At 61.5% G+C, this 22,107-nt stretch carries 20 protein-coding genes; 17 read left to right on the forward strand and 3 right to left on the reverse strand.

Annotation, left to right across the window (positions count from 1 at the left end):
• Positions 1-21 precede the first annotated feature (21 nt).
• Positions 22-825, reverse strand: a complete 804-nt coding sequence (locus R3O64_RS06530) for a RecB family exonuclease (RefSeq protein ID WP_143335223.1) — start codon at positions 823-825, stop codon at positions 22-24.
• A gap of 76 nt (positions 826-901) precedes the next feature.
• On the opposite strand from R3O64_RS06530, the gene R3O64_RS06535 reads away from it, so the two are divergent.
• From R3O64_RS06535 to R3O64_RS06585, 11 genes are all read left to right on the forward strand, one after another.
• Positions 902-2,164, forward strand: a complete 1,263-nt coding sequence (locus R3O64_RS06535; RefSeq protein ID WP_143335222.1) for a M18 family aminopeptidase — start codon at positions 902-904, stop codon at positions 2,162-2,164.
• A gap of 36 nt (positions 2,165-2,200) precedes the next feature.
• Positions 2,201-3,037, forward strand: a complete 837-nt coding sequence (locus R3O64_RS06540; protein WP_070684945.1) for a tRNA (adenine-N1)-methyltransferase — start codon at positions 2,201-2,203, stop codon at positions 3,035-3,037.
• Positions 3,038-3,081: 44 nt separating this feature from the next.
• Positions 3,082-4,656, forward strand: a complete 1,575-nt coding sequence (gene arc, locus R3O64_RS06545; RefSeq protein ID WP_339016192.1) for a proteasome ATPase — start codon at positions 3,082-3,084, stop codon at positions 4,654-4,656.
• On the forward strand, positions 4,653-6,197 hold the full coding sequence (gene dop / locus R3O64_RS06550) for a depupylase/deamidase Dop (protein WP_339016194.1): 1,545 nt from the start codon (positions 4,653-4,655) through the stop codon (positions 6,195-6,197). Before arc ends, dop begins: the two co-directional genes overlap by 4 nt.
• 36 nt (positions 6,198-6,233) lie before the next feature.
• A complete protein-coding gene (locus R3O64_RS06555; RefSeq protein ID WP_070520514.1) occupies positions 6,234-6,425 on the forward strand; it encodes a ubiquitin-like protein Pup in 192 nt (63 codons plus the stop codon).
• Between the two features lie 47 nt (positions 6,426-6,472).
• Positions 6,473-7,855, forward strand: coding sequence for a Pup--protein ligase (gene pafA, locus R3O64_RS06560; RefSeq protein ID WP_154761959.1), 1,383 nt, complete (start codon positions 6,473-6,475; stop codon positions 7,853-7,855).
• 31 nt (positions 7,856-7,886) lie between these two features.
• Positions 7,887-8,876, forward strand: a complete 990-nt coding sequence (locus R3O64_RS06565) for a helix-turn-helix transcriptional regulator (protein WP_154761958.1) — start codon at positions 7,887-7,889, stop codon at positions 8,874-8,876.
• Positions 8,869-9,834: a WYL domain-containing protein gene (locus R3O64_RS06570; RefSeq protein WP_339016200.1), complete on the forward strand. Its 966-nt coding sequence runs from the start codon at positions 8,869-8,871 to the stop codon at positions 9,832-9,834. The genes R3O64_RS06565 and R3O64_RS06570 overlap by 8 nt, the downstream gene beginning before the upstream one ends.
• 81 nt (positions 9,835-9,915) lie before the next feature.
• On the forward strand, positions 9,916-10,179 hold the full coding sequence (gene tatA / locus R3O64_RS06575) for a Sec-independent protein translocase subunit TatA (protein ID WP_070520503.1): 264 nt from the start codon (positions 9,916-9,918) through the stop codon (positions 10,177-10,179).
• Positions 10,180-10,267: 88 nt separating this feature from the next.
• The gene (gene tatC, locus R3O64_RS06580; protein WP_339016204.1) at positions 10,268-11,356 is read left to right on the forward strand and encodes a twin-arginine translocase subunit TatC; all 1,089 of its coding nucleotides are present in this window, start codon (positions 10,268-10,270) and stop codon (positions 11,354-11,356) included.
• A 96-nt stretch (positions 11,357-11,452) separates the two neighbouring features.
• On the forward strand, positions 11,453-14,266 hold the full coding sequence (locus R3O64_RS06585) for an RNA helicase (RefSeq protein WP_339016206.1): 2,814 nt from the start codon (positions 11,453-11,455) through the stop codon (positions 14,264-14,266).
• Here R3O64_RS06585 and R3O64_RS06590 read toward each other — a convergent pair.
• Positions 14,263-14,892 (reverse strand): serine protease, encoded by a 630-nt coding sequence (locus R3O64_RS06590; protein WP_246818419.1) that lies wholly within the window; start codon positions 14,890-14,892, stop codon positions 14,263-14,265. The genes R3O64_RS06585 and R3O64_RS06590 overlap by 4 nt on opposite strands.
• Positions 14,893-14,937: 45 nt before the next feature.
• Here R3O64_RS06590 and R3O64_RS06595 point away from each other — a divergent pair, with 45 nt between their 5' ends.
• Both R3O64_RS06595 and R3O64_RS06600 read left to right on the forward strand, forming a co-directional pair.
• Complete coding sequence (locus R3O64_RS06595; RefSeq protein ID WP_070520494.1) at positions 14,938-16,062, forward strand: M24 family metallopeptidase; 1,125 nt, start codon at positions 14,938-14,940, stop codon at positions 16,060-16,062.
• Positions 16,062-16,808 carry an SDR family oxidoreductase gene (locus R3O64_RS06600; RefSeq protein WP_339016211.1) on the forward strand — a complete coding sequence of 249 codons (747 nt, stop codon included), beginning with the start codon at positions 16,062-16,064 and terminating at the stop codon, positions 16,806-16,808. The genes R3O64_RS06595 and R3O64_RS06600 overlap by 1 nt, the downstream gene beginning before the upstream one ends.
• Here the strand turns inward: R3O64_RS06600 and R3O64_RS06605 are convergent.
• Positions 16,805-17,644: a cobalamin biosynthesis protein gene (locus R3O64_RS06605; protein ID WP_339016213.1), complete on the reverse strand. Its 840-nt coding sequence runs from the start codon at positions 17,642-17,644 to the stop codon at positions 16,805-16,807. The genes R3O64_RS06600 and R3O64_RS06605 overlap by 4 nt on opposite strands.
• Before the next feature lie 70 nt (positions 17,645-17,714).
• On the opposite strand from R3O64_RS06605, the gene R3O64_RS06610 reads away from it, so the two are divergent.
• The 4 genes from R3O64_RS06610 (at position 17,715) to R3O64_RS06625 (ending at position 22,027) form a co-directional block, all read left to right on the forward strand.
• On the forward strand, positions 17,715-18,287 hold the full coding sequence (locus R3O64_RS06610) for an FxsA family protein (RefSeq protein ID WP_185964731.1): 573 nt from the start codon (positions 17,715-17,717) through the stop codon (positions 18,285-18,287).
• Positions 18,284-19,774: an apolipoprotein N-acyltransferase gene (gene lnt, locus R3O64_RS06615; RefSeq protein ID WP_339017544.1), complete on the forward strand. Its 1,491-nt coding sequence runs from the start codon at positions 18,284-18,286 to the stop codon at positions 19,772-19,774. Before R3O64_RS06610 ends, lnt begins: the two co-directional genes overlap by 4 nt.
• A 28-nt stretch (positions 19,775-19,802) precedes the next feature.
• The gene (locus R3O64_RS06620) at positions 19,803-20,678 is read left to right on the forward strand and encodes a polyprenol monophosphomannose synthase (RefSeq protein WP_070520481.1); all 876 of its coding nucleotides are present in this window, start codon (positions 19,803-19,805) and stop codon (positions 20,676-20,678) included.
• Positions 20,679-20,896: 218 nt separating this feature from the next.
• Positions 20,897-22,027: an ABC transporter ATP-binding protein gene (locus R3O64_RS06625; protein WP_070520478.1), complete on the forward strand. Its 1,131-nt coding sequence runs from the start codon at positions 20,897-20,899 to the stop codon at positions 22,025-22,027.
• The last annotated feature ends 80 nt before the right edge of the window (positions 22,028-22,107 follow it).

The following is a 22,107-nucleotide window of genomic DNA, read 5'->3' on the forward strand; positions in this document are numbered from 1 at the left end:
GCGCGCTCTTCGGGGCGCCGTCTACGAGGCCCGGTCCGGCCACCCGGGGTACTCGGGTGGCGTGCCGCCGAAGGCGGGGCATAGGTGTTGGAAAGAACACCAGCCGCAGAGCTTCGAGGTCTTGGGCCTGAAGTCACCGGACTTGCCATCGCCTTCGATCTTGGCCCAGAGCTCACCCAGGTCGCGCTCGAAGTACTCGAGCTCCTCCGGCCCCGGCGTGAGGAACATCGAATCCAGGACCTTGAGGTACATCAGCCGCAACTGCGTGGGGATGGTGCCGAGCAGCCGCCAGTACACCAGCGCGTAGAAGTTCATCTGGAACTGCGCGTCCTGGGAGTAGCGGGGGAGCGGCTTCTTACCGGTTTTATAGTCCACCACGCGTACCTCGCCGGTGGGAGCAACATCAACGCGGTCGATGAACCCACGGACGGGCACGCCGTTGGGCAGGACTGTATCGACGTACATCTCGCACTTGTGGGCGTCGAAGCCTTGGGGGTTTTCCATCTGGAAGTAGCCCTTGACCAGTTCGCGCGCCTCGACGAAGAAGTCCAGTTCTTCGGGCTCCGGCACCAATTCACGCAGCTCGGGGTCTTTGCCCAGCATCACCGCCCATTCGGGCTTAATCATCTTCACCGCGGCTGGGTACTCGCGTTGCTCGCGGGGCAGCTGATGCATCTTCTCCAGCACAGCGTGGACCAGCGTTCCCTTCACCTGGGCCTTCGTCTTGGGCTCGGGCAACTTGTCAATAGCCCGGAAGCGATAGAGCAGCGGGCATTGTTTGTAGTCGGAGGCACGGGAAGGGGAGAGGGCTAGTCGTTTCGGCATAGTGTTTCTCAGCCTAGCGCATAGCCCACCGCGAACCTTCCCGCATCTCCCGACCGTCCGTGGCAAGCTAGATGGCATGAGCACTACGCAAGAGTTTCTTGATTTCATCGCAGCCAGCCCCTCGTCCTATCACGCGGCTGAAGAGGTGGCGCGCACGCTCGTCGCCGCCGGCTTTAGCCGCCAAGATGAGTCTGACGAATGGTCAGCAGCACCAGGCGGTCATGTCATGGTCCGGGGTGGTGCGGTCATGGCATGGTATGTCCCCGAAGGCGCCGGCCCGGATTCCGGCTTCCGCATTATCGGCTCCCACACCGATTCACCCGGCCTGGCTCTCAAGCCCACCCCGGACTTCGATTCCGCAGGGTGGCAGCAGGTAGCCGTCGAGGTCTATGGCGGGGTGCTTCTCCACAGCTGGTTCGACCGCGAGCTCACCGTCGGCGGCCAGGTCATCACGAAGGATGGCAACCGCCACTTGGTCAATACCGGACCCTTGCTGCGCTTGCCTTCCTTGGCGATCCACCTCTACCGCAAAGATGAATTCAAGCCGGATCGCCAACGCCACATGCAGCCGGTGCTCTCCGTAGGTACTCCGGAGACGTCGGTGATGGGGGTCGTCGGCAAGCAGCTTGGCGTAGACCCAGAAGATATCGCTTCCTTCAACCTGATTACCGCGGATGCCCAGCGCGGTGAGGTCTTTGGCGCCGGCGAAAAGCTCATCGCTGCCGGGCGCATGGACAACCTTTCTTCCGTTCATGCTTCGCTGCGTGCCCTGCTCGCTGCTGCAAAGAACGCCGATTCCATCGAGCACAAGGACGTCCTAGTCATGGCGGCCTTTGATCACGAAGAGGTGGGCTCCTCTTCGCGCTACGGCGCAGGCGGCCCGATCCTGGGGGATATCCTGACCCGCACCGCCCGTGCCCTCGGCGCAAACGAGGAGCAGCGTTTCCAGATGTTTGCGCGCTCCAGCTGTGTCTCGGCCGACGCCGCGCACTCCGTGCACCCCAACTACGCCGAAAAGCACGATCCCACGCATCACCCGATCATCGGCCACGGCCCGGTGACCAAGATCAACGGCAACCAGCGCTACGCTTCCGACGCCAATACCGTGGCCCTGTGGGAATCTGCCTGCCACCGTGCGGGCGTTCCGGTCCAGCGCTTCGTGGGAAATAACGATGTCCCGTGTGGCTCCACCATCGGGCCGATTTCTGCCACCCGTCTGGGCATCCCCACCGTTGATGTGGGAGTGCCGATGCTCTCGATGCACTCGATCCGTGAGCTGGTAGGCGAGCGCGACCAACTATGGCTTGGTGACGCCCTTGAGGCATACTTGGTTGGTTAGTCCTTGCCCCTAACTTTGTGAAAGGTTTTTCACGCTATGGCTTATTCTGGCCCCTTCCGCTACGGCGACCGCGTGCAGCTCACGGATGCCAAGCGGCGTCATTACACCATCGTCCTCGAGGAGGGAGGCCAGTTCCATTCGCACAAGGGCATCATCAACCACGATGACATCGTCGGCATGGATGAGGGCTCCGTCATCGATTCGACGCTGGGCAGCTCCTTCCTCTTGTTCCGCCACCTCATGGTGGACCATGTCTTGTCGATGCCGCGCGGCGCCGCGGTGATTTACCCCAAGGACTCCGCGCAGATCCTGGTCGAGGGCGATATCTTCATGGGTGCGCGCGTGCTGGAAGCCGGCGCCGGCTCCGGAGCACTCTCAATGACCCTCTTGCGCGCCGTAGGGCCAGAAGGCCACGTTTTCTCCTATGAGGTACGCGATGACCACTTGGAATACGCCGTGGATAACGTCGCCGAATACTTCGGTGAGCAGCCCGAGTGGTGGAGCCCGCGGCTTGGCGATTTGGCCGATGTGACCGTCGAGGAGCTCGGCGGCCCCGTGGATCGCGTCATCTTGGACATGCTCGAACCCTGGGAGCACCTCGAGAAGGTGCGCGATATCCTCATCCCGGGCGGCGTCTTCATGACTTATGTGGCCACCGTGCCGCAGCTGATGAAGGTGATGGAGGGAATCCGCGAGCTGAAGTGCTTTACGGAGCCGCGCGCCTGGGAGTCTCTCGTGCGTGAATGGAAGGTGGAGGGCTTGGCCACCCGCCCGGAGCACCGCATGAACGCGCACACCGCGTTCCTGATCTGGACGCGCCGGCTTGCCGACGGCGTCACCCCGCCCCGCCCGCAGCGCCGCGCCCGAAAATAAGCCCTCACGTTAAACGTGGCGCACCGCGCGCTAGGGTGGACTCTATGAACGATGCCACTCATTCCCAGGAACTTGGCCAGCAGCGCCGCCAGATAGAGCAACTGGCTGAGCGCAATGCCAAGCTTGCTGCCCTGTTGAAGGATGCGCGCACGAAGCTTCAGCAGATGCTCGCGGAGGTGGACGCTCTTGCAGAGCCTGCCTCCACGTACGGCGTCTTTCTTGGCTATTCCGGGCGCGCACACGATTCGCGCCGCGACGCTGAGGTATACACAAACGGCCGCGCCATGCGGGTGAAGATTTCTCCCAACCTCGAACCAGGCTCCTTAGAAGTCGGGCAGCAGGTTCGCTTGGGCGAAGGATTCGTGGTGGTGGAGGGCTGTGTCCCGGTGAATACCGGCGCGCTGGCGACGCTCCAGGAGCGCCTAGGCACCGACCGCGCGGTGGTTATCAATTCCGCGGGCGAAGAGCAGGTGGTGCTGCTCGGCACGATGCTGCGCGATACCGTCCGTGCCGGAGATACCCTTCTGGTCGAGCCGAAATCAGGCGTGGCCACCGAGCGCGTGCATAAGACTGAGGTAGCGCAGCTCACGCTGGAGGAAGTCCCGGACGTATCCTACGAGGACATCGGTGGTTTGGACGAACAGATTTCGCTCATCCGCGATTCGGTCGAGCTGCCTTTCCTCCACCCAGAGCTCTACCGCCAGTATGACCTCCAGCCGCCGAAGGGCGTGCTGCTCTATGGCCCACCTGGCTGTGGCAAGACGCTCATTGCCAAGGCGGTGGCGCATTCGCTGTCCGCGTCCCTGGGCGCTACTGCCCCCAGCTACTTCCTCAACGTGAAGGGCCCAGAACTGCTCAACAAATTCGTGGGTGAAACTGAGCGCCGCATCCGCCTCATCTTCGAGCGCGCCCGCGAGCTTGCCTCCGAGCCCACTGCTGATGGTAGCCAGCGGCCGGTCATCATCTTCTTCGATGAGATGGAATCCATCTTCCGCACGCGCGGCTCCGGTGTGTCCTCCGATATGGAAACCACCGTTGTCCCACAGCTGCTGACGGAATTGGATGGCGTCGAGAAGCTCAGCAATGTCATCGTCATTGGTGCCACCAACCGCGAGGAGCTCATCGACCCCGCCATCATGCGCCCGGGGCGCCTCGACATCAAGATTCGCGTCAACCGGCCCACCAAGCAGGGCGCGCGGGAAATCTTTGCGCGCCACTTCCCGGAATCAGTTCCGCACGAGGGCGAGCTTTCCCAGCTGATCGATACCGCAGTGGAGGATCTCTACGCGGAGCGCCCCTTCGTCACGCTGCACTTCTCCAACGCGGATCCCCGCGTGCTGCACTACCGGGATTTCGTCTCCGGCGCGATGATCGCCAACATCGTCTCCCGCGCAAAGAAGTTGGCTATCAAGGAGGCTTTGGACGAAACCAACACTGCGGAGGGTAAACAACCCGCAGGCATCACCGCCGCGCACCTGCACCAGGCCATTGCTGCGGAACAAGCAGAATCTGAGTATGTACCGACATCCGCCAACCCGGAGGAGTGGGCCAAGATCGTCGCCGGGACCTCCGCCGGCGCGCATGTCACCGGGGTCGAATTGATGGGAGTAAAACCTTGAGCCGTGTCCTAGGAACCGAAACCGAGTACGGAATCTCCACGCCGTCGAACCCGGCGTTGTCACCAATCGTGACGTCCACGCACGCGGTAGTGGCCTATGCCGCCCTGCATACCGGTGCGCGCTCCCGCTGGGACTTTCGGGAGGAGCACCCGCTGCGCGATAGCCGCGGCTTCGATCTCAAGCGCTACCACACCGTGCCCGTGGTGGACCCAAACGCGCTGGGCGTGGCCAACGTGGTGACCGCCAATGGCGCGCGTTTCTACGTCGATCACGCCCACCCCGAGTACTCTTCGCCGGAGTGCACGAATGCCTGGGACGCCATGGTCTACGACGCCGCCGGCGACCTCATCCTGCGACGCGCAGCAGATGCCGTGGCAACTCTGACCGCCCAGGGCACGTCCGTACTGGCCACGCACGATCCCTGCCCGCCGCTGAAGTTCTACAAGAACAACGTGGACGGCAAGGGAGCTTCCTATGGCAGCCACGAAAACTACCAGTACTCCCGGGAGACTGACTTCGACGACATCGCCCAAGGTCTGATCCCGTTCTTCGTCACCCGCCAAGTGGTCACCGGTGCTGGCCGCATGGGCCTGGGCGCTGATGGTGAGGAACCGGGTTTCCAGATTTCGCAGCGCGCAGACTATATCGAGCAGGAGATTTCCCTGGAAACCACGCTCAACCGCGGCATCATTAACACCCGTGATGAACCGCATGCGGTGGCAGAAGACTTTGGCCGCCTGCACGTCATCATCGGTGATGCCACGATGTCCCATACCTCGACGGTGCTCAAGCTGGGCATGACGTCGCTGGTGTTGGACGCCATAGAGGAAGGCGTTGACTTCAGTGACCTGCGCCTGAAGGACCCCGTGGCAGAGGTTCAGCGAGTAAGCCGCGACCTCACCCTGACTCATCAGCTGGAGCTTCACGACGGCCGCCGCCTCACCGCCCTCGAGATCCTCGCCGTCTACCGGGAGCGGGTTACTGCGACCTCAGAGTCAGATGAGAAGGTTCTTGCCGCCTGGGACGAGGTCGTGTCGCTCTTGGCGGACAACCCGTTGAAGGCGGCCCATCTGCTGGATTGGGTAGCCAAGTACCGCTTGATTAAGGGATACCTCGACCGTGGCGTGGCTGCGGATGACCCGAAGCTGGCGCTCATCGATCTGCAGTACACCGATATTGACCCGGCCAAGTCCCTCTACCACGCGCTCGTGCGCAAGGGCCAGATGCGTACCTTGGTCAGTGAGGAGGAGATTGCTGCGGCCGCCGACACCCCGCCCACGGATACCCGCGCTTATCTGCGTGGACACGCCACCCGCAAGTTCGGCGAAGACGTCCTGGCCGCATCGTGGCAGTCACTAACCTTCCGAATTGGTGAAGCCGAGGGCGCCAACTCGGGAGCCGCCTGCGTGGCCCTCGATGACACCACGCGGCTCGGGCAGGACGAAGTGGGAACCTTGCTGGAATCTGCGGACAGCGCCGCCGATTTCGTCGACGGTTTGCGCCAGCTCGGGGTGCGAATCGAGTACCCTACACTGTATTAGCGCAGCAAACCTCCACTCGCGAAAGGAGCTCTGACAATGAGCGGACAGCAGTCTCAGATCAATGCCGGCGGCGGCAACGGTGAGGGAGGAGACTCTCAAGAGTTCGACGCTGGACAAGTCAGCATCAACAGCGCCGGAACCGATGATCTCCTCGATGAGATCGATGGGCTCCTGGAATCCAATGCCGAGGAGTTCGTGCGCTCCTACGTCCAAAAGGGCGGCGAATAAAGGTGGAACGCCCCTCCGGTAGCGCCCCTGTGTACGCACGGCGGATCATGGGAATCGAGACCGAGTACGGAATCACGGCGAGTGCTTCCCATGGCCAGCGAGTCATGTCCCCGGATGAGATAGCCCGCGTGCTTTTCCGGCCCATCGTGTCGAAGTACTCCTCCTCGAACATCTTTAGCCCCAACGCCTCGCGCCTCTACCTCGATGTCGGCTCCCACCCGGAGGTCGCCACCGCTGAATGCGATAGCCTGAGCCAGCTCATCGCGTACGAGCGCGCTGGCGATGCCATGGTCAACCGCATGGCCGTGCAGGCGGAGGAAGCCTTGGCTGCGGAGGGGGAGAAGCGCGCCGTCTACTTGTTCAAGAATAACGTCGATTCTGCGGGCAATTCCTACGGCTGCCACGAGAACTACCTCATTGGCCGCCACGTGGTGCTCAAGGATCTAGGCAAGGCCCTCCTGCCGTTTATGATTTCCCGGCAGCTCATTTGCGGCGCCGGGATGATTAAACCTGCCAAGGGCGACGAGCCTGCGCGTTTCGTGCTTTCACAGCGCGCCGACCAAGTGTGGGAGGGCGTGTCCTCTGCGACGACTCGCTCACGCCCGATCATCAACACCCGCGATGAACCGCATGGTGATTCGAAGCGGTTCCGCCGCATGCACGTTATCGTCGGCGACTCCAACATGGCGGAGCCCACGATGGCGCTCAAAGTAGGCTCCACGCTGCTCATGCTGGAGATGCTAGAGGCTGGCTTTGAGGTACCGGAGCTTTCGGTGCTTGATCCAATTCAGCACATCCGCACCATCGCGCTCGATTCCACCGGCCGCACCGAGCTTCCGCTCGAGGGAGGCGGCAACACCACCGCGCTCGCAATCCAGCAAGAACTGTGTGCCGCCGCAGAGCGTTGGCTGGAGCACCGCGAGGACACCGGGACACCAACGGCTGAGCTCGCACGCGTCGTCGATCTCTGGAAGCGCACCCTCCAGGCCATTGACACACAAGACTTTTCCGCGGTCGACCGCGAGATCGATTGGGTGATTAAGCGCGGCCTGCTGAACCGCTACCGCGAGCGCCTGGGCGGAGATTGGGCGCACCCCAAGCTGGCCCAGATTGACCTGACCTACCACGACATTCGCCCAGGCCGCGGTCTCTACAGCGTGCTGAAACAGCGCGGCATGGTGGAACAGTGGATCGATGATGCATCTAGCAATGCCGCCGTCGATACCGCCCCGCAGACCACCCGCGCCAAGCTGCGCGGCGAGTTCCTCGCCGTTGCCCGCGATCTCAATGCCGCTGTGACGGTGGATTGGACGCGGATGAAAGTCAACCGCCCAGAACCCATGACCGAGGAGTTCTCCGACCCCTTCGTATCCGAAGACCCGCGCTTAGACGGGTTGTTAGACTACATGCGTTCGCACCAAGGTGCTTAAGGCCCCGAACCTCAACAAGGAACCTGCCATCATGCCGTCAGCAGATCGCACTGCGGCTCGGACACCAGTCCGAGATCGAGCCATCGAAAGGCTCACCAACCTCACCTTTGCCCTCCACGGCGCAGCGCACCAAGGCGGGGTTCCCGACCGCAGCGCTGCCTGGATTCGCAGCAACGTCGAGGGCTATCAATCCCGCAGCGACGAGGCCTTTCAGAAGCAGCTTTCCCGCGACATTGTGACGCTGCAACGCGCCGGAGTGCCGGTGGTGCACAGCAGTGGTGCGGAAGGCTCGCTGTATCGCCTTGATCCTGAGAGCTACCAGCTGCCTCCCGTGGACTTCACACCCGAGGAAGCCATGGTGTTGGGCGTTGCCGGCGGGATTGGCACCCCGGGCGGTTTGAGTGATTTCAGCTTGTCCGCGTGGACAAAGCTAGCGGCCTCGGGAGCCTCCCGCGACCTGCGCGGCGCGCCGGTATATACCGCGGTCAACGACATGACCAGGCTGAGCCCAGAGCTCGTCACCGGGGTGATTACCGCCGTGCGTGCGGGGCTGCGCATCTCCTTTGATTACTTTGCCACGCCCTCAGCCGAGCCGGTTCGCCGCCACATGGACCCGTGGGGGCTGGTCAACCATCGTGATCGCGTCTACCTCGTCGGATGGGATGTGGACCGGGAAGCACCCCGCACCTTCCGCGCCATCCGCGTGGACAACGTCAGGCGCTCGCGCGCTGCGGCCACTCACCTCGAGCCCACCGCGCCGCTGCAAGATCTCGTCGTGGAGGCGCTGGACCGGGGAGATACCGTCGATGCCCTCCTTGAGGTCCCAGATGGCCAGGCCGCGGAGCTTGTCGACGCCGGACGCAGGCGCTCAGATGGCCTCCTTGAGCTGACGGGCGTGCGCCGCGATTGGCTGGTTCGCACCGCCGCGGGATATGCACCAGATGTCGTGGTGATTGAACCGACAGAAGTTCGCTCCGACATCATCGCGCTCTTGAGCGGGGAGGAAACGCACCATGGCTGATCAGCCACGCAAACTGCAGTCTCTTGTTCGCTCCCTCAACCTCATCCCATACCTGCGCAACCACCCAGGGTTGACCCCGATGGAGGCGGCCGAGGACTTGGGAATGACTCCCGCTGAGCTTAAAGATGCCGTCGATAGGCTCTTCTGCTCTGGGGTGGGCCGCAATACTGAAGACCTCATTGACTTGAGCTTCAGCTACCGCGACGGCATTGAGATCTACAACGACCAGGGCCTAACCCAGGCCCTGCGCCTGACCCCAACGGAGGCCGGTGCGTTGTTGCTAACGCTGGAGTCCCTCGAAGCAATGCCGGGGCTTGTCGACGTCTCCGCGGTCCATTCCGCCGCCGCGAAGCTGCGTGAGATCATGGATGAAAAAACCGCCGCCATCTACGATTCCCTGGCCACAACGGATCCGGAGGAATCTCAGGTGCAGGCGGCGTTGGCGGGGGCCGTCGACAAGCGCCGGCAGGCCCGTTTCACCTATTGGAGCATGTCCTCCAACCGCACCAGCGAGCGCACCGTGCACCCGGCACGAATCTTCATCGTGGATGGCGAACCCTATTTGGTGGCCTGGGATGATTCGGTGGGGGAGCACCGCACGTTCCGCTTGGACCGCATGAGTGATGTTGAGGTACTCGACGCCAGCGCGACCCCGCACGTGCGCAAGCTGGATTTCAACCCCGATTCCCCCTTTGGTCTAGATCACACTCTCGTTGCACAGCTGGAGATTAACCAAGAATTCACCTGGCTGGCAGAGCACTACGACATCACCCTCGGAGAAACACTGGAAAATGGCCTCATAGCTGCAACAATGCCCGTCGGCTCTGAAGCATGGTTTAGCCGCTTCGCCCTCGGCCAAGCCGACCGAATGCGGGTCGTGGGGCCGCAAAAGCTTGTCGACGCCATTTCGGAGCATAGAAATCGGGCGCTGGAGCGTTATACTCAACTGCCAGACTAAGAGCTCTCCTGCGTGCGTCCCGTACAGCGCTGCTGCATGGAACCGTACGCTTCATCAACCTAGAAAGAAGGGGCACCCTCAATGACCGTGGGACCTTTGGAAATCGGCCTTGTCGTTCTCGTCATCGTGCTGTTGTTCGGCGCCAAGAAGCTGCCGGAGCTAGCTCGTTCGATGGGCCGCTCCATGCGCATTTTTAAGTCCGAAGTCAAGGAGATGAAGGAGGAGAACAACACTCCCGAGCAGCAAGCCCAAATTGCTGCATCGAAGAAGAACGATGAGGACTTCTGGAACAGCCCGGAAATGCAGCCGCGCGCATCCAAGCCGGTTGATGGAAATCAGAACTAATCATCTTTCTCGGTAGGCACACCACGCTCAAGGGACTTGGAACTCCAAGGGCGTGTGTGCCGCTGTGGGCTTTCTAGGGAGGCATTGCATGAGTACCGCGAGTACACCGCCGAATCCCGCGTCTAGCGCACGCAAGCAAAAGTGGACCTCAAAGCTGCGCCGCAAGCCCAAGAATCCTACGGGGGAGATGACCCTAGTCCAACATCTCCAAGAACTGCGTCGGCGCATCGTGATTTCCTTGCTTGCTCTCGTGGTAGGCACCATCATCGGATTCATTTGGTATCAAAACGCTCCGTTTAATATGGCGCCGCTGGGCGAGATCTTGCGTGGGCCCTATTGTTCGCTGCCTGAGGAAAAGCGCATCTCTTTCACCGCGGATGGCGAATGCCGCTTGCTCGCCACCAGCCCCTTCGAAATGCTGCTGCTGCGCCTCAAAGTGGGCGCGTTGGCTGGCGCAGTAATGTCCTCACCGGTGTGGCTCTATCAAATATGGGCATTCATTGTGCCCGGTCTGCATAAGAACGAGCGCCGTTTCACCTTCTTTTTTGTCTCCACGGCGGTAGTTCTCTTCGTGCTTGGCGCGCTTCTTGCCTACTTCATCCTTTCTGTGGGCTTGGAGTTCCTCATGGGGATGGGTTCGGAGTATCAGACCGCGGCACTAACCGGTGAGCGCTACTTCTACTTCCTCCTGACGTTGCTTCTCATCTTCGGCGTGAGCTTTGAGATCCCACTACTCGTGGTATGCCTCAATGTGATAGGTGTCTTGGAATACGATGACGTCAAGGACAAGCGCCGCATCATCATTGTCGCCATCATGATCTTCGCTGCGGTGGTTACACCCGGCCAAGAACCTTTTTCGATGTTGGTCTTGGCCGGTGCCCTCGTACTCCTCGTGGAATTGGCCTTCCAGTTCTGCCGAGTCAACGACAAGCGCCAGAAGCGTCAGCGCCCAGACTGGATGGATCTGGATGATGAAACAGCCTCGTCCTTGGACGAAGGTCCGGGTGCCATAGGTGCACCAACTCCGGTGTCTGCATCAACGAGCGTTTCTGCGTCTTCGCGGCCGGTATCTTCCAGGCCTGTTCCCCCGGCCTCAACGGGTGAAGCCCCGGCACCGCAGCCTCAACAGAAGAATACTCAGCCCCCGCAGAGCGGCTTTTTCGACGACGTTCTGTAAGCTGGTCAGCCTTTTTAGGGAACTTGTTCAAACGTTTCCTTGGCGCTGGGGACCGGGGCGCTAGTGCGCCGTCCCTGACAGGTACCCTGGGGACTTATGACACTGACGCATCTGGACGAGTTCACTCAAGCACTGCCGTACTCACTGGATGACTTCCAGATTGAAGGATGCCAAGCAGTTGAAGCGGGCCACGGAGTCTTGGTCTGTGCTCCCACCGGCGCGGGCAAAACGGTCGTTGGTGAGTTCGCCGTCTCCCTGGCGCTGCGCCAGGGGACCCGCTGTTTCTACACCACCCCTATCAAAGCGCTGAGTAACCAGAAGTACCACGACCTGGTTGAGGCACACGGCGAGGACGCCGTGGGGCTGCTGACGGGTGATGTCTCCATCAATTCTTCGGCGGACATCCTCGTGATGACCACCGAGGTCCTGCGCAACATGATTTATGCGGGCTCAGGCGCATTGGATCGCTTGACCCACGTGGTGATGGATGAGATCCACTTCCTGGCGGATGCCTCGCGCGGCGCGGTATGGGAAGAGGTCATCCTCAACCTCGAGGAACATGTTTCCATCATCGGTTTGTCGGCAACGGTGTCCAACTCAGAGGAGTTCGGCCGGTGGCTAACCACCGTGCGCGGAGATACCAAGGTCATCGTCACCGACAAGCGCCCCGTACCGCTGGACCAGTGGATGATGGTGGGACGCAAGATCTACCCACTTTTCGAGCCTGATTCAGGTGGCCAGGTCAATGCTGAGTTGGCGCGGCGTATCCAGCGCCTAGAAGCAGGAGACAGCGATAACGGCCGCGCAGACTATGCACAAAACCGCGCGAGCTTCCGTGCACGTTCCCGACACAAAGGCGGAGGACGCAACGACCGAAACAAGGATCGGCGCAGCGGCGCACCCCGCGCGCAGGACCGCTACCGGCCGCTGGGGCGTCCAGAGGTGCTCAAAGAACTGCGGTCAATGGAGATGCTGCCGGCGATTACCTTCATCTTTTCCCGAGCGGGCTGCGATGGCGCTTTGTATCAGTGCCTGCGCTCCCGCATGGTGTTGACCTCCCAAGAGGAGGCAGCTGAGATCAAGGCCATCGTCGATAAGGGCGTGGAAGGCATTCCGGAAGAAGACCTCAAGGTCCTTGATTTCAAGCGTTGGCGCGAAGCACTCTCACGTGGCTTTGCCGCCCACCATGCGGGCATGCTTCCCGCCTTTAGGCACATCGTGGAGGAACTGTTCGTCAAGGGCCTCGTTCGGGCAGTCTTCGCCACCGAAACGTTAGCCCTAGGAATCAACATGCCGGCGCGCACCGTGGTGCTGGAAAAGCTGGTGAAGTTCAACGGCGAGGCACACGTGGACCTCACGCCGGGGCAGTACACGCAGCTGACCGGCCGCGCGGGCAGGCGTGGCATCGATACCTTGGGCAATGCCGTCGTGCAGTGGGCACCTGCGATGGATCCCACCGCGGTGGCGGGGCTCGCATCGACCCGCACTTATCCACTCATCTCTACCTTCGAACCCGGCTACAATATGGCCATCAACCTGCTGGGCATGCTCGGCTTTGATGACTCTCTGCGCCTGCTGGAGAAGTCCTTTGCCCAGTTCCAAGCGGATGGTTCCGTCGTGGAAGAAACGCGCGAGATTGAGCGCGCTGAGCACCGGGTCCGTGAGCTTCGGGCACAGTTGGATCAGGCCGTAGATAACTTGGCACCGCCGACAATTGATGGTGAAGACCCGGCGGAGATCCTCATGGACTATATGAGGCTGCGCCGCGCACTGACTGAGGAAGAAAAGTCAGCGCGTGCCTCCAAGAGGGAAGAGAGGAGCAAGGAGGTCGCGGCGGTCCTTGCCCGCTTGCAGGTGGGTGAGGTCATCGCTATCGCAACGAAGAAGCGTCCAACCCTGGCAGTTGTCATCACCCCGGCAAACCAGACCGCCGATCCACGCCCCTGGGTCACCACGGAGACCGGATGGTCAGGCCGCATCGATGCAGCCGGTATAGATAATCCGCCAATTGTGGTCGGCCACATGAAGCTGCCGCGAGCGGCCCAGAAGAATCCGCGTCGGCATACCAAGTATGTTCAGGATGCCTTCAAGCGCGACTACTACAAGCGGCCTAAGAAGATGCGCACTGAGCCGCGTAATCGTCCCAACAAGAAGATCGCGCAGCTGCGCGATGCCCTCCGCGAGCACCCGGTGCACAATTGGCCGGCGACCGACCGCGAGCAGCTGGCCGGTGTGGCCCAAAAGCTCGCCCGACGCGAGCGCGAGCTCCACAAGTTGGAAGCCAAGGTGGAGCGCGCCACGGATACCCTCGGCCGCACTTTCGAGCGCATCGTGGACCTGCTGGCAGAGATGGATTACGTGGAGTTTGAAGGCTATGGCGAGGACCGCGAGCCGGTCATCACGGACGAAGGCGAGCGCTTGGCCAAGATCCATTCCGAATCCGACCTACTGGTGGCACAATGCCTCAAGCGGGGTATCTGGAATGACCTTGACCCGGCAGAGCTGGCCGGCGTTGCCTCCCTGTGCGTCTTCGAAAACCGCAAGGCCACCCGCGGCGAACCAGGTGCGGCTAGCGACGAAATGGCGGACGCCATGAACGCAACGTGGCGCATCTACGCGGAGCTTGTCAGCGATGAGAAGCGCCATAATCTGCCACAGACCCGTGAACCGGAGCCTGCCTTCGCGCTGGCCATCCACCAGTGGACGGCGGGCGCACCCTTGGCCTATTGCATGGCCGCGGCTAACGAGTCCGGCGCAGAGCTGACTCCGGGTGACTTCGTCCGTTGGTGCCGCCAGGTCATCGACCTGCTCCAGCAGGTAGCCAAGACAGGCTACGAAGAAGAGATTCGCCGCAATGCCCGGCGCGCCATTGACGCGATTCAACGAGGCGTTGTCGCCATCGGCGCTTAATTTCCTTCGACCAAGTCCAGTATCACGGTGGCTGCCGCCGCGATGGCCTTGCGGTGGGGCGCGACCAGCGCCACCGTGGCTAGCTTCAGGTTTCTCCCCAATGGGTTGAGGATGAGGGCTTGGGTTCCGATGACGGAGTCGTCGACAAGCGCTGGCCCTCCCGAGTCACCCTTGACTGCCGGAATCGTGTTGAAGACAAATCCGGCGGGGGAGACAGTGGTGCGGAAGTCGATGGACCACGTGCGAAAGAAGGGCAGTAGAAACAACCCCGTTCGCTTCTGTGCGCGACGGGACTTTCCGCCATATCCCCAGGTGTTGACTGGCGCGCGAAAATGCGGTGTGCTTTTAGCGAGCCCCGGAAGGTCCCGGGGCGGTGCTGGTATATCAAGCAGGCACACAGCTATATCGGTCCCGTCAATCGTGCGCACGGCGGTGATCCGCCGATTGAACCCGCCACTGACTTTGTAGTGTTCACCACCGCCCACGCCATCGCGAAAGAAGTGCGCACAGGTCAGAACTAGCCGGGTTCGCTGCTGGGAGCGGGGGTTTAAGGATGCATCGATGAGCACACCCGAGCAATAGCTACCGCGGGTACGGATCTTGACGGCTGCGGGATAGGAATTCACGGCGCCCAGCTTAACTGGACGAAGGCGAGCGGTAGGCTAACTGCCATGACTGATTATGCTTCCCGCTTGGACCGCGCCCGCGCGATTGCCGCTGCCAAGGGTATCGATGTATTGCTCGTGGGTACCGGCGCAGAGTTCGCTTATCTTACGGGTTCCTGGGTCTCTTCCCATGAGCGGTTGACGTGCCTGGTCATCCGTCCCGAGGCCAAACCGATCATCGTCGCACCCAGCACCGACATTGAATCGCTTCAAGGCGTTGCTGCCCAGCTAGTGGGATGGAGTGACGGGCAGGACCCTTATGCACTGGCCTTAGACGGTACGCATCCCACCACCGTGGCTGTGGGCTCTTCGCTAACTGCGGACCACGTATTGCGTTTCCAGTCCACGATTCGACGCCAAGTCGAGCCGTCTTCGCTCACTTCGACGGATGCTCCACATGTGGAGTATGTGCTTGCTACCGAGGCGCTGGCTGGGCTCTTTAGCCGCAAGGACCCAGATGAAGTCGCGGAGCTGCGCGCTGCGGCAGTGGCTATCGATGCCGTCCATGCAGAGGTGCCACGTCTCCTGCAGCCTGGCCGCACTGAGGCCGACGTAGCGGCAGATTTGCGCGAGCTTATCTTGCGCGAGCACAAAGAGGTGGACTTCATCATCGTTGGTTCCGGCCCGAATGGTGCGAACCCGCACTATGACTACGGGGAGCGCGAACTCAGCGCTGGTGATCCCGTGGTGGTGGATATCGGGGGCACGTTGCCCTCCGGCTATCACTCTGATTGCACACGCACCTACGTGGTAGGCGCAGATCCTTCTGCGGCGCCTGCTGATTTCCAGGAAGCCTATGCGGTGTTGGAAGAGGCCCAAGCTGCCGGGCGAGCTGCTGCACGGCCCGGGGCGACTGCCCAGGAGATCGACCGTGCGACACGCAGTGTGATCGAAAGCGCCGGCTGGGGTGAGTACTTCACGCACCGCACCGGACATGGCATCGGCTTGTCGACGCACGAGGAGCCCTTCATCATGGAAGGAAACGAGCTGGAGCTTGCAGAGTCCATGGCCTTCTCGATCGAACCTGGTATCTATGTACCCGGAAAATGGGGCATGCGTCTCGAGGACATCGTGGTGACCACCGAGTCCGGCTACGAGTCTTTGAACCAAGCTCCGAGGGGGTTGCGTTAATGGGCGCGCTATTGATTCTTGGTGGGCGCAGCGATATTGGCGGCGAGCTTGCACGCCGGTTGTGCGCAGGCCGCCCGGTAGTACTTGCCGCGCGGGGTGAGCACGGCATGGATGAGCTCACCTCAGAGCTTCTGCGCAACGGAGCAACGTCCGTTCACACGCTTTCCTTCGATGCCGCGGATGTGTCCTCCCACCGCGCAGTCATCGAGCAAGCTGCAACGCTCGCGGGTGAGGACATCACGACGGCGGTTGTCGCCTTCGGAATCTTGGGTGACCAGGAACAAGCTGAGCACGACGAGGCGCATGCCTTCGACATCGCTCTGGTTGATTATGCCGCGCAGGTATCTATGCTCACCGTGCTGGCCGACGTCATGAAAAGCGGCCACATCGTGGCCTTTTCCTCCATCGCTGGCTGGCGTGCGCGGCGGGCCAATTATGTCTACGGTTCGACCAAGGCTGGCCTCGATGCCTTCTGCCAAGGTCTGGCGGATCGCCTGCAGGGCAGCGACCTAGCGCTGATCACCGCGCGCCCCGGTTTCGTTATCGGGTCCATGACACAAGGGATGAAACCCGCGCCCCTGTCGGTGACACCTGACGTAGTCGCACAAGCTGTGGTCAAGGCCGTCGAGTCCTCGTCGGGTTCGCGGCCGGTGTCCCGCACGCTGTGGATCCCACGGACGCTTCAGCTGTTGGCCTGGGTCATGAAGCTTGTCCCGCGCCCGATCTGGCGGCACATGCCGCGCTAGCGATGTCCGAGCGCGGGGGAGTTGGCATCAAAAATAAAGCCGCGCGGTGCAAGGACTCGGAGCACGACGTCAGCATCGCCCTCCGCCAAATCGTGGATGACCAAGCCCTGCCACGGAGTAACGGTGATCGCTGCTCCCAGCTGAGCAATGAGCCCTGCGTACTCTGCGGGCAACACGCCATCTTGGAGGCCCGCGCCGAGATCGACGCGGCCGGGCGCAGTGTGTTCGGTTAACCAACCGATGGGCACATCCGATTGCGCGAGTCCGGCAGGTGTAGCCGAGGACAACCGGTCAATGGCCTCTGGATTCTCAGCGGAGGCCTCGACCACGTAGTCCACGAGCTGCGAAATCGCGTCGCTTAATCCCAGCGCCGGCCCAGTTGCTGCCCCCTCAAGGATGAGACGAGCGGAATCGGCTTCCTCGTCCTGCCCTGCGCTGCCGCCGGATAGTTGGAGTCCCGCCGCCACGCCGTGTGCGAGGAGATCGCCAGCTCCACCATCGACGCCGAAGACCGCAGCGCGGGTGATAGCCGGGGAGGTTCCTTCCTCTTCAGATAAGGCATCAGCGACGCGCTGCGCTACCCGGCGCGCCTGAAGGGAGAGGGGAGAGGCCAGAACGTGGGCAGCGGTGGTGGGGAGGGGGACGTCGCCAAGCGCCTGCTCGTTACTCACGCCGCGCACACTGATGACGCTGTGCTGCTCTAGGTACACATAGCCATCGCCATGTTCACGGGCGGCCTGGCCCAGTGCTAACCACTGCTCGGGCGTGACGACGCCGCCGGCGGGGTGGAAGCGCATGGTCTCGGATTCAGGATGCTTCGACTCAGTGAGGGACATGGTGCGCAAGTTTAATCGTTACGGGAGGGTCACCAGCGAACCGGCAGGTCCAGCAAGTATGGTGGGCTGCATGCCGTTTCTTCTGTTCATCGCGTACATCCTCCTCGAAACCCTGGCGTTTTGGGCAGTCGCCGAGTGGATCGGTGTGCTGTGGGCGCTGCTTGCTCTGGCGTTGACCATGCTGTTCGGGATGACGATTGCCAGCTGGGAAGTGCGCCGCATGATGGCCAGCCGCATCCGGCAGACCGAAGACGGCGTCTATGTGATGGAGGATCCCACCCCAGGCAAAACGGCCGGCAATGTTGGTCTGACCATGGTGGGCGGCATCCTGCTTTCGCTGCCGGGGTTCGTCTCCACTGTTTTTGGCGCTCTGCTCATCTTTGCGCCCACGCGCTCCATCATCCGCACGCTCCTTGCCGCATCGATGTTCAAGAAGATTGAGGACATGGGCGTGCGCGTGTACGAGGCCTCGCCCATGGCACAGCACCGCGATTCCTATGGTTCCTTCGGCACTGTTGGTGGCAGTACAGCCGGCAGCGGGATGGATCAGTCAGGCCAATCGCACGAAGTCTTGGATGAAGAAGAAATCCGCTCGTGGACCCAGCACGTTAAGCCCGAGGACTTCGAGGACGGAAACAAATAGTGCTCACGCTGTGCGCGCGGCTTGTTCTTGCCGCTCTGTCGGGCGCGGTCACGTATCTTTCGGTGGAACCACGCGGCTGGTGGGCCGCGGGGATCATTGGGATGGCCATGCTGGTGGCAGCGCTGGCGCCGTGGAGAAAGCCCCTGCATCTAGGGTGGGCAGCACTCATCGCCTTTGGCCATAGCGCTGTCTTGTACCTCTTCACGCTGCCGTGGATTGGTGAGCTCGTGGGCAACATGCCTTATATTGCGCTCGCTATCTTCCTCTCGCTGTACAGCATCCTCCTCGGCGTCGGCGGGGCAGCACTACTGCGTTTGCGCTATGGGTTCGCGTTCTTCCCCTTTTTCTACGTGGCAGTGGAGATGCTGCGCTCCTCCGTACCTTTTGGAGGCTTTGCCTGGGTGCGCCTGGCGTGGGGTCAGATCGAAGGACCGTTGGCCAACCTCGCCCCGTGGGGTGGTCCCGCGCTCATTACTTGTGCGGTCGTCTGCATCGGCGCGGGTCTGGTGGGGCTTGCGCGCACGCCACGGTTGGCCTGTGCCTTCTTAGCGGTGCCGTTGCTTGCCGGACTTGTAGCTGCGCAGGGCGTGAATCGCCCTAGCCATACCACGGGTACTGTGACGGTAGCCGCTGTCCAGGGAAACGTTCCGCGGCTTGGGCTCGACTTCGCCGCGCAGCGCCGCGCGGTGCTGGATAACCACGTCCGCGTCACCGAGCAAGCGGCACAGGATGGTGCACGGCCTGACATCGTCATCTGGCCGGAGAACTCCTCCGATATCAATCCTTTTGCCAACGACGACGCACGGGCGCTTATCGACGCCGCCGCCCACGACATCGACGCCCCCATCCTCGTCGGCACGTTAACGCGCGATGAGGTCGGTGCGCGCAACACCATGCAGGTATTCAACCCGGATGGATCGGTGGGGGAGCATCACTACAAGAAGTACCTGCAGCCTTTTGGCGAAACGATGCCGATGCGTGACTTCTTTGCGCGGATTACCGATCTGGTGGATCTCGCAGGCGACATGAAACCCGGTGACGGGCCAGGAATGGTGACCATGGCCGGGACTGCGGTCGGCGTTGCCACCTGCTACGAGGTGAGCTTTGACCAGGCCTTTCGAACCGCGATTAACAACGGGGCGCAGATTCTCACGACGCCAACAAATAACGCCACGTTCAGTGATTCCGATATGACCTACCAGCAGTTGGCCATGAGCCGTCTGCGCGCCATGGAAGCAGATCGTGCCGTCGTTGTGGCGGCCACGTCAGGGGTCTCGGCCATCGTGCACCCAGATGGTTCCGTGAGCCAGGACAGTGGGATCTTTGAACCGGCTTATCTCGAAGAAGAGCTTCCGCTCCGAGAGGGGCGTACTTTTGCGGTGCGTTATGGTTCGCTCCTGCAGTGGCTCATGACTATTATTGGAACGGTCTGCGCGCTGTACGCGATCTATTCCACCCGCTTGTCCGGACGGCGCAGCGCGCCTTAAAGCAGAAACCAAAAGGAGCAAGGAACTAGTGAGCTCGACCCGCGAATCTACTCTGGTCATCATCCCCACCTACAACGAGATTGAGAACCTGCCGCTGATTACCGGCCGCGTGCGCAAGGCCACCCCGGAGGTTCACATCCTGATCGTGGACGATAACTCCCCGGACGGCACCGGAGAGGCCGCGGACAAGCTGGCCGCCGAGGATTCTCACCTGCACGTCCTTCACCGCGAGGGCAAGGGCGGCCTCCTCGGCGCCTACATCGCCGGCTTCGAGTGGGGCCTGGAGAAGGACTACCAGGTGCTCTGCGAGATGGACGCGGACGGCTCCCACGCCCCGGAGCAGCTCCACCTCTTGCTCGAGGAGATCGACAAGGGTGCTGACTTGGTGATCGGTTCTCGCTATGTGCCGGGTGGAGAGACTGTGAACTGGCCGGCCAACCGCGAGCTACTGTCCCGATTGGGCAACAAGTACATTTCGGTGGCGCTGGGCGCTGGCATCAACGACATGACCGCTGGATACCGCGCCTTCCGTCGCGAACTGCTAGAGCACCTCGACTTTGAGGAACTATCCAACGCCGGCTACATCTTCCAGGTAGATGTTGCCTTCCGCGCCATCAAGGATGGCTTCGATGTCCGCGAGGTTCCGATTACCTTCACCGAGCGCGAGCTGGGAGAATCCAAGCTGGACGGCTCCTTCGTCAAGGATTCCCTGCTCGAGGTGACCAAGTGGGGAGTCGCTCACCGCTCCGAGCAGGTCAGCGACTTCACCTCGGAAGTATCCAAGATCACTTCCCGCACAGTGAAGGATATGGAGCTTGGTTCCAAGGCCGCCACGGCTAAGAATGCCGTGTCTGACTTTGTGTCCGAGGTATCCAGCCTGGTTAAAGGAATGCTCAGCCGTTAAAATCCAGTCTCTCCAAGGAAAGGCACGCTGACCTTTCGAGCCTCGCATAAGGCAAACAAGCCTGAAAACCTGTCATGGTTTTCGGGCTTTTGCGGTAATAACCACCACCAGTGCTAATGTCGTAGGTGGCACTTTCTCTGGTGCACAGTGACTTGCTTCACTTCATTCTCACACTACGGATCGTTCGGCACGTACCTGCCGATGGAGGAGAGTTTGCTATGGCAACCGTAACGTTCAAAGATGCGTCCCTGACCTACCCAGGCGCTAAGGAACCCACCGTCAAGAAGTTCAACCTGGAAATCGCCGATGGCGAATTCCTCGTCCTCGTCGGCCCCTCCGGCTGCGGTAAGTCCACGACGCTGCGCATGCTGGCCGGCTTGGAAAACGTCACCGACGGTGCCATCTACATCGGCGACAAAGACGTCACCCACGTTGCCCCGCGTGACCGAGATATCGCCATGGTCTTCCAGAACTATGCTCTCTACCCGCACATGACCGTGCGCGAGAACATGGGCTTCGCCCTGAAAATCGCCGGCAAGTCCCAGGACGAAATTAACAAGCGTGTCGACGAAGCCGCCGCCACCCTGGGTCTTACCGAATTCCTTGAGCGCAAGCCGAAGGCCCTGTCCGGCGGTCAGCGTCAGCGTGTTGCCATGGGCCGCGCAATCGTGCGTAACCCGCAGGTCTTCCTCATGGATGAGCCGCTGTCCAACCTCGATGCCAAGCTGCGCGTGCAGACCCGTACCCAGATCGCAGCCCTGCAGCGCAAGCTTGGGGTTACCACCGTCTACGTCACCCACGACCAGACTGAGGCCTTGACCATGGGTGACCGCATCGCTGTACTGAAGGACGGTTACCTTCAGCAGGTTGGCGCACCCCGCGAGCTCTACGACCGCCCCGCCAACGTCTTCGTCGCCGGCTTCATCGGCTCCCCGGCAATGAACCTGGGCACCTTCTCTGTCAAGGACGGTAACGCAACCTCCGGCCATGCTCGTATCAAGCTTTCCCCGGAAACTGTCGCTGCGATGACGCCGGAGGATAACGGTCGCATCACCATCGGCTTCCGCCCAGAGGCCCTCGAAATCATCCCCGAGGGCGAGTCCACCGATCTCTCCATCCCGATCAAGCTTGACTTCGTGGAAGAGCTTGGTTCCGACTCCTTCCTCTACGGAAAATTGGTGGGCGAAGGTGATCTCGGCTCCTCGAGCGAAGACGTTCCCGAGTCGGGCCAGATCGTCGTTCGTGCAGCTCCGAACACTGCGCCTGCCCCGGGCAGCATTTTCCACGCACGCATCGTGGAAGGCGGCCAGCACAACTTCTCGGCGTCGACTGGCAAGCGCCTCCCTTAAGCCCATATGCCGGCTGACCCGCGGAACATGTCGCGAACGTCAGCACGGCTGTGGCAAAGCTCTAGGCCAAAATCAGCAAA

It is taken from the genome of Corynebacterium hesseae (assembly GCF_037850265.1).
GTDB classification, from domain to species: Bacteria; Actinomycetota; Actinomycetes; order Mycobacteriales; family Mycobacteriaceae; genus Corynebacterium; species Corynebacterium hesseae.

Bases quoted from the DNA above. Each gene is read 5' to 3' on its own strand.
- R3O64_RS06530 (WP_143335223.1), bottom strand. From the start codon at position 825: ATGCCGAAACGACTAGCCCTCTCCCCTTCCCGTGCCTCCGACTACAAA.
- R3O64_RS06535 (WP_143335222.1), top strand. From the start codon at position 902: ATGAGCACTACGCAAGAGTTTCTTGATTTCATCGCAGCCAGCCCCTCG.
- R3O64_RS06540 (WP_070684945.1), top strand. From the start codon at position 2,201: ATGGCTTATTCTGGCCCCTTCCGCTACGGCGACCGCGTGCAGCTCACG.
- arc (WP_339016192.1), top strand. From the start codon at position 3,082: ATGAACGATGCCACTCATTCCCAGGAACTTGGCCAGCAGCGCCGCCAG.
- R3O64_RS06555 (WP_070520514.1), top strand. From the start codon at position 6,234: ATGAGCGGACAGCAGTCTCAGATCAATGCCGGCGGCGGCAACGGTGAG.
- pafA (WP_154761959.1), top strand. From the start codon at position 6,473: ATGGGAATCGAGACCGAGTACGGAATCACGGCGAGTGCTTCCCATGGC.
- R3O64_RS06565 (WP_154761958.1), top strand. From the start codon at position 7,887: ATGCCGTCAGCAGATCGCACTGCGGCTCGGACACCAGTCCGAGATCGA.
- R3O64_RS06570 (WP_339016200.1), top strand. From the start codon at position 8,869: ATGGCTGATCAGCCACGCAAACTGCAGTCTCTTGTTCGCTCCCTCAAC.
- tatA (WP_070520503.1), top strand. From the start codon at position 9,916: ATGACCGTGGGACCTTTGGAAATCGGCCTTGTCGTTCTCGTCATCGTG.
- tatC (WP_339016204.1), top strand. From the start codon at position 10,268: ATGAGTACCGCGAGTACACCGCCGAATCCCGCGTCTAGCGCACGCAAG.
- R3O64_RS06585 (WP_339016206.1), top strand. From the start codon at position 11,453: ATGACACTGACGCATCTGGACGAGTTCACTCAAGCACTGCCGTACTCA.
- R3O64_RS06595 (WP_070520494.1), top strand. From the start codon at position 14,938: ATGACTGATTATGCTTCCCGCTTGGACCGCGCCCGCGCGATTGCCGCT.
- R3O64_RS06600 (WP_339016211.1), top strand. From the start codon at position 16,062: ATGGGCGCGCTATTGATTCTTGGTGGGCGCAGCGATATTGGCGGCGAG.
- R3O64_RS06605 (WP_339016213.1), bottom strand. From the start codon at position 17,644: ATGTCCCTCACTGAGTCGAAGCATCCTGAATCCGAGACCATGCGCTTC.
- R3O64_RS06610 (WP_185964731.1), top strand. From the start codon at position 17,715: ATGCCGTTTCTTCTGTTCATCGCGTACATCCTCCTCGAAACCCTGGCG.
- R3O64_RS06625 (WP_070520478.1), top strand. From the start codon at position 20,897: ATGGCAACCGTAACGTTCAAAGATGCGTCCCTGACCTACCCAGGCGCT.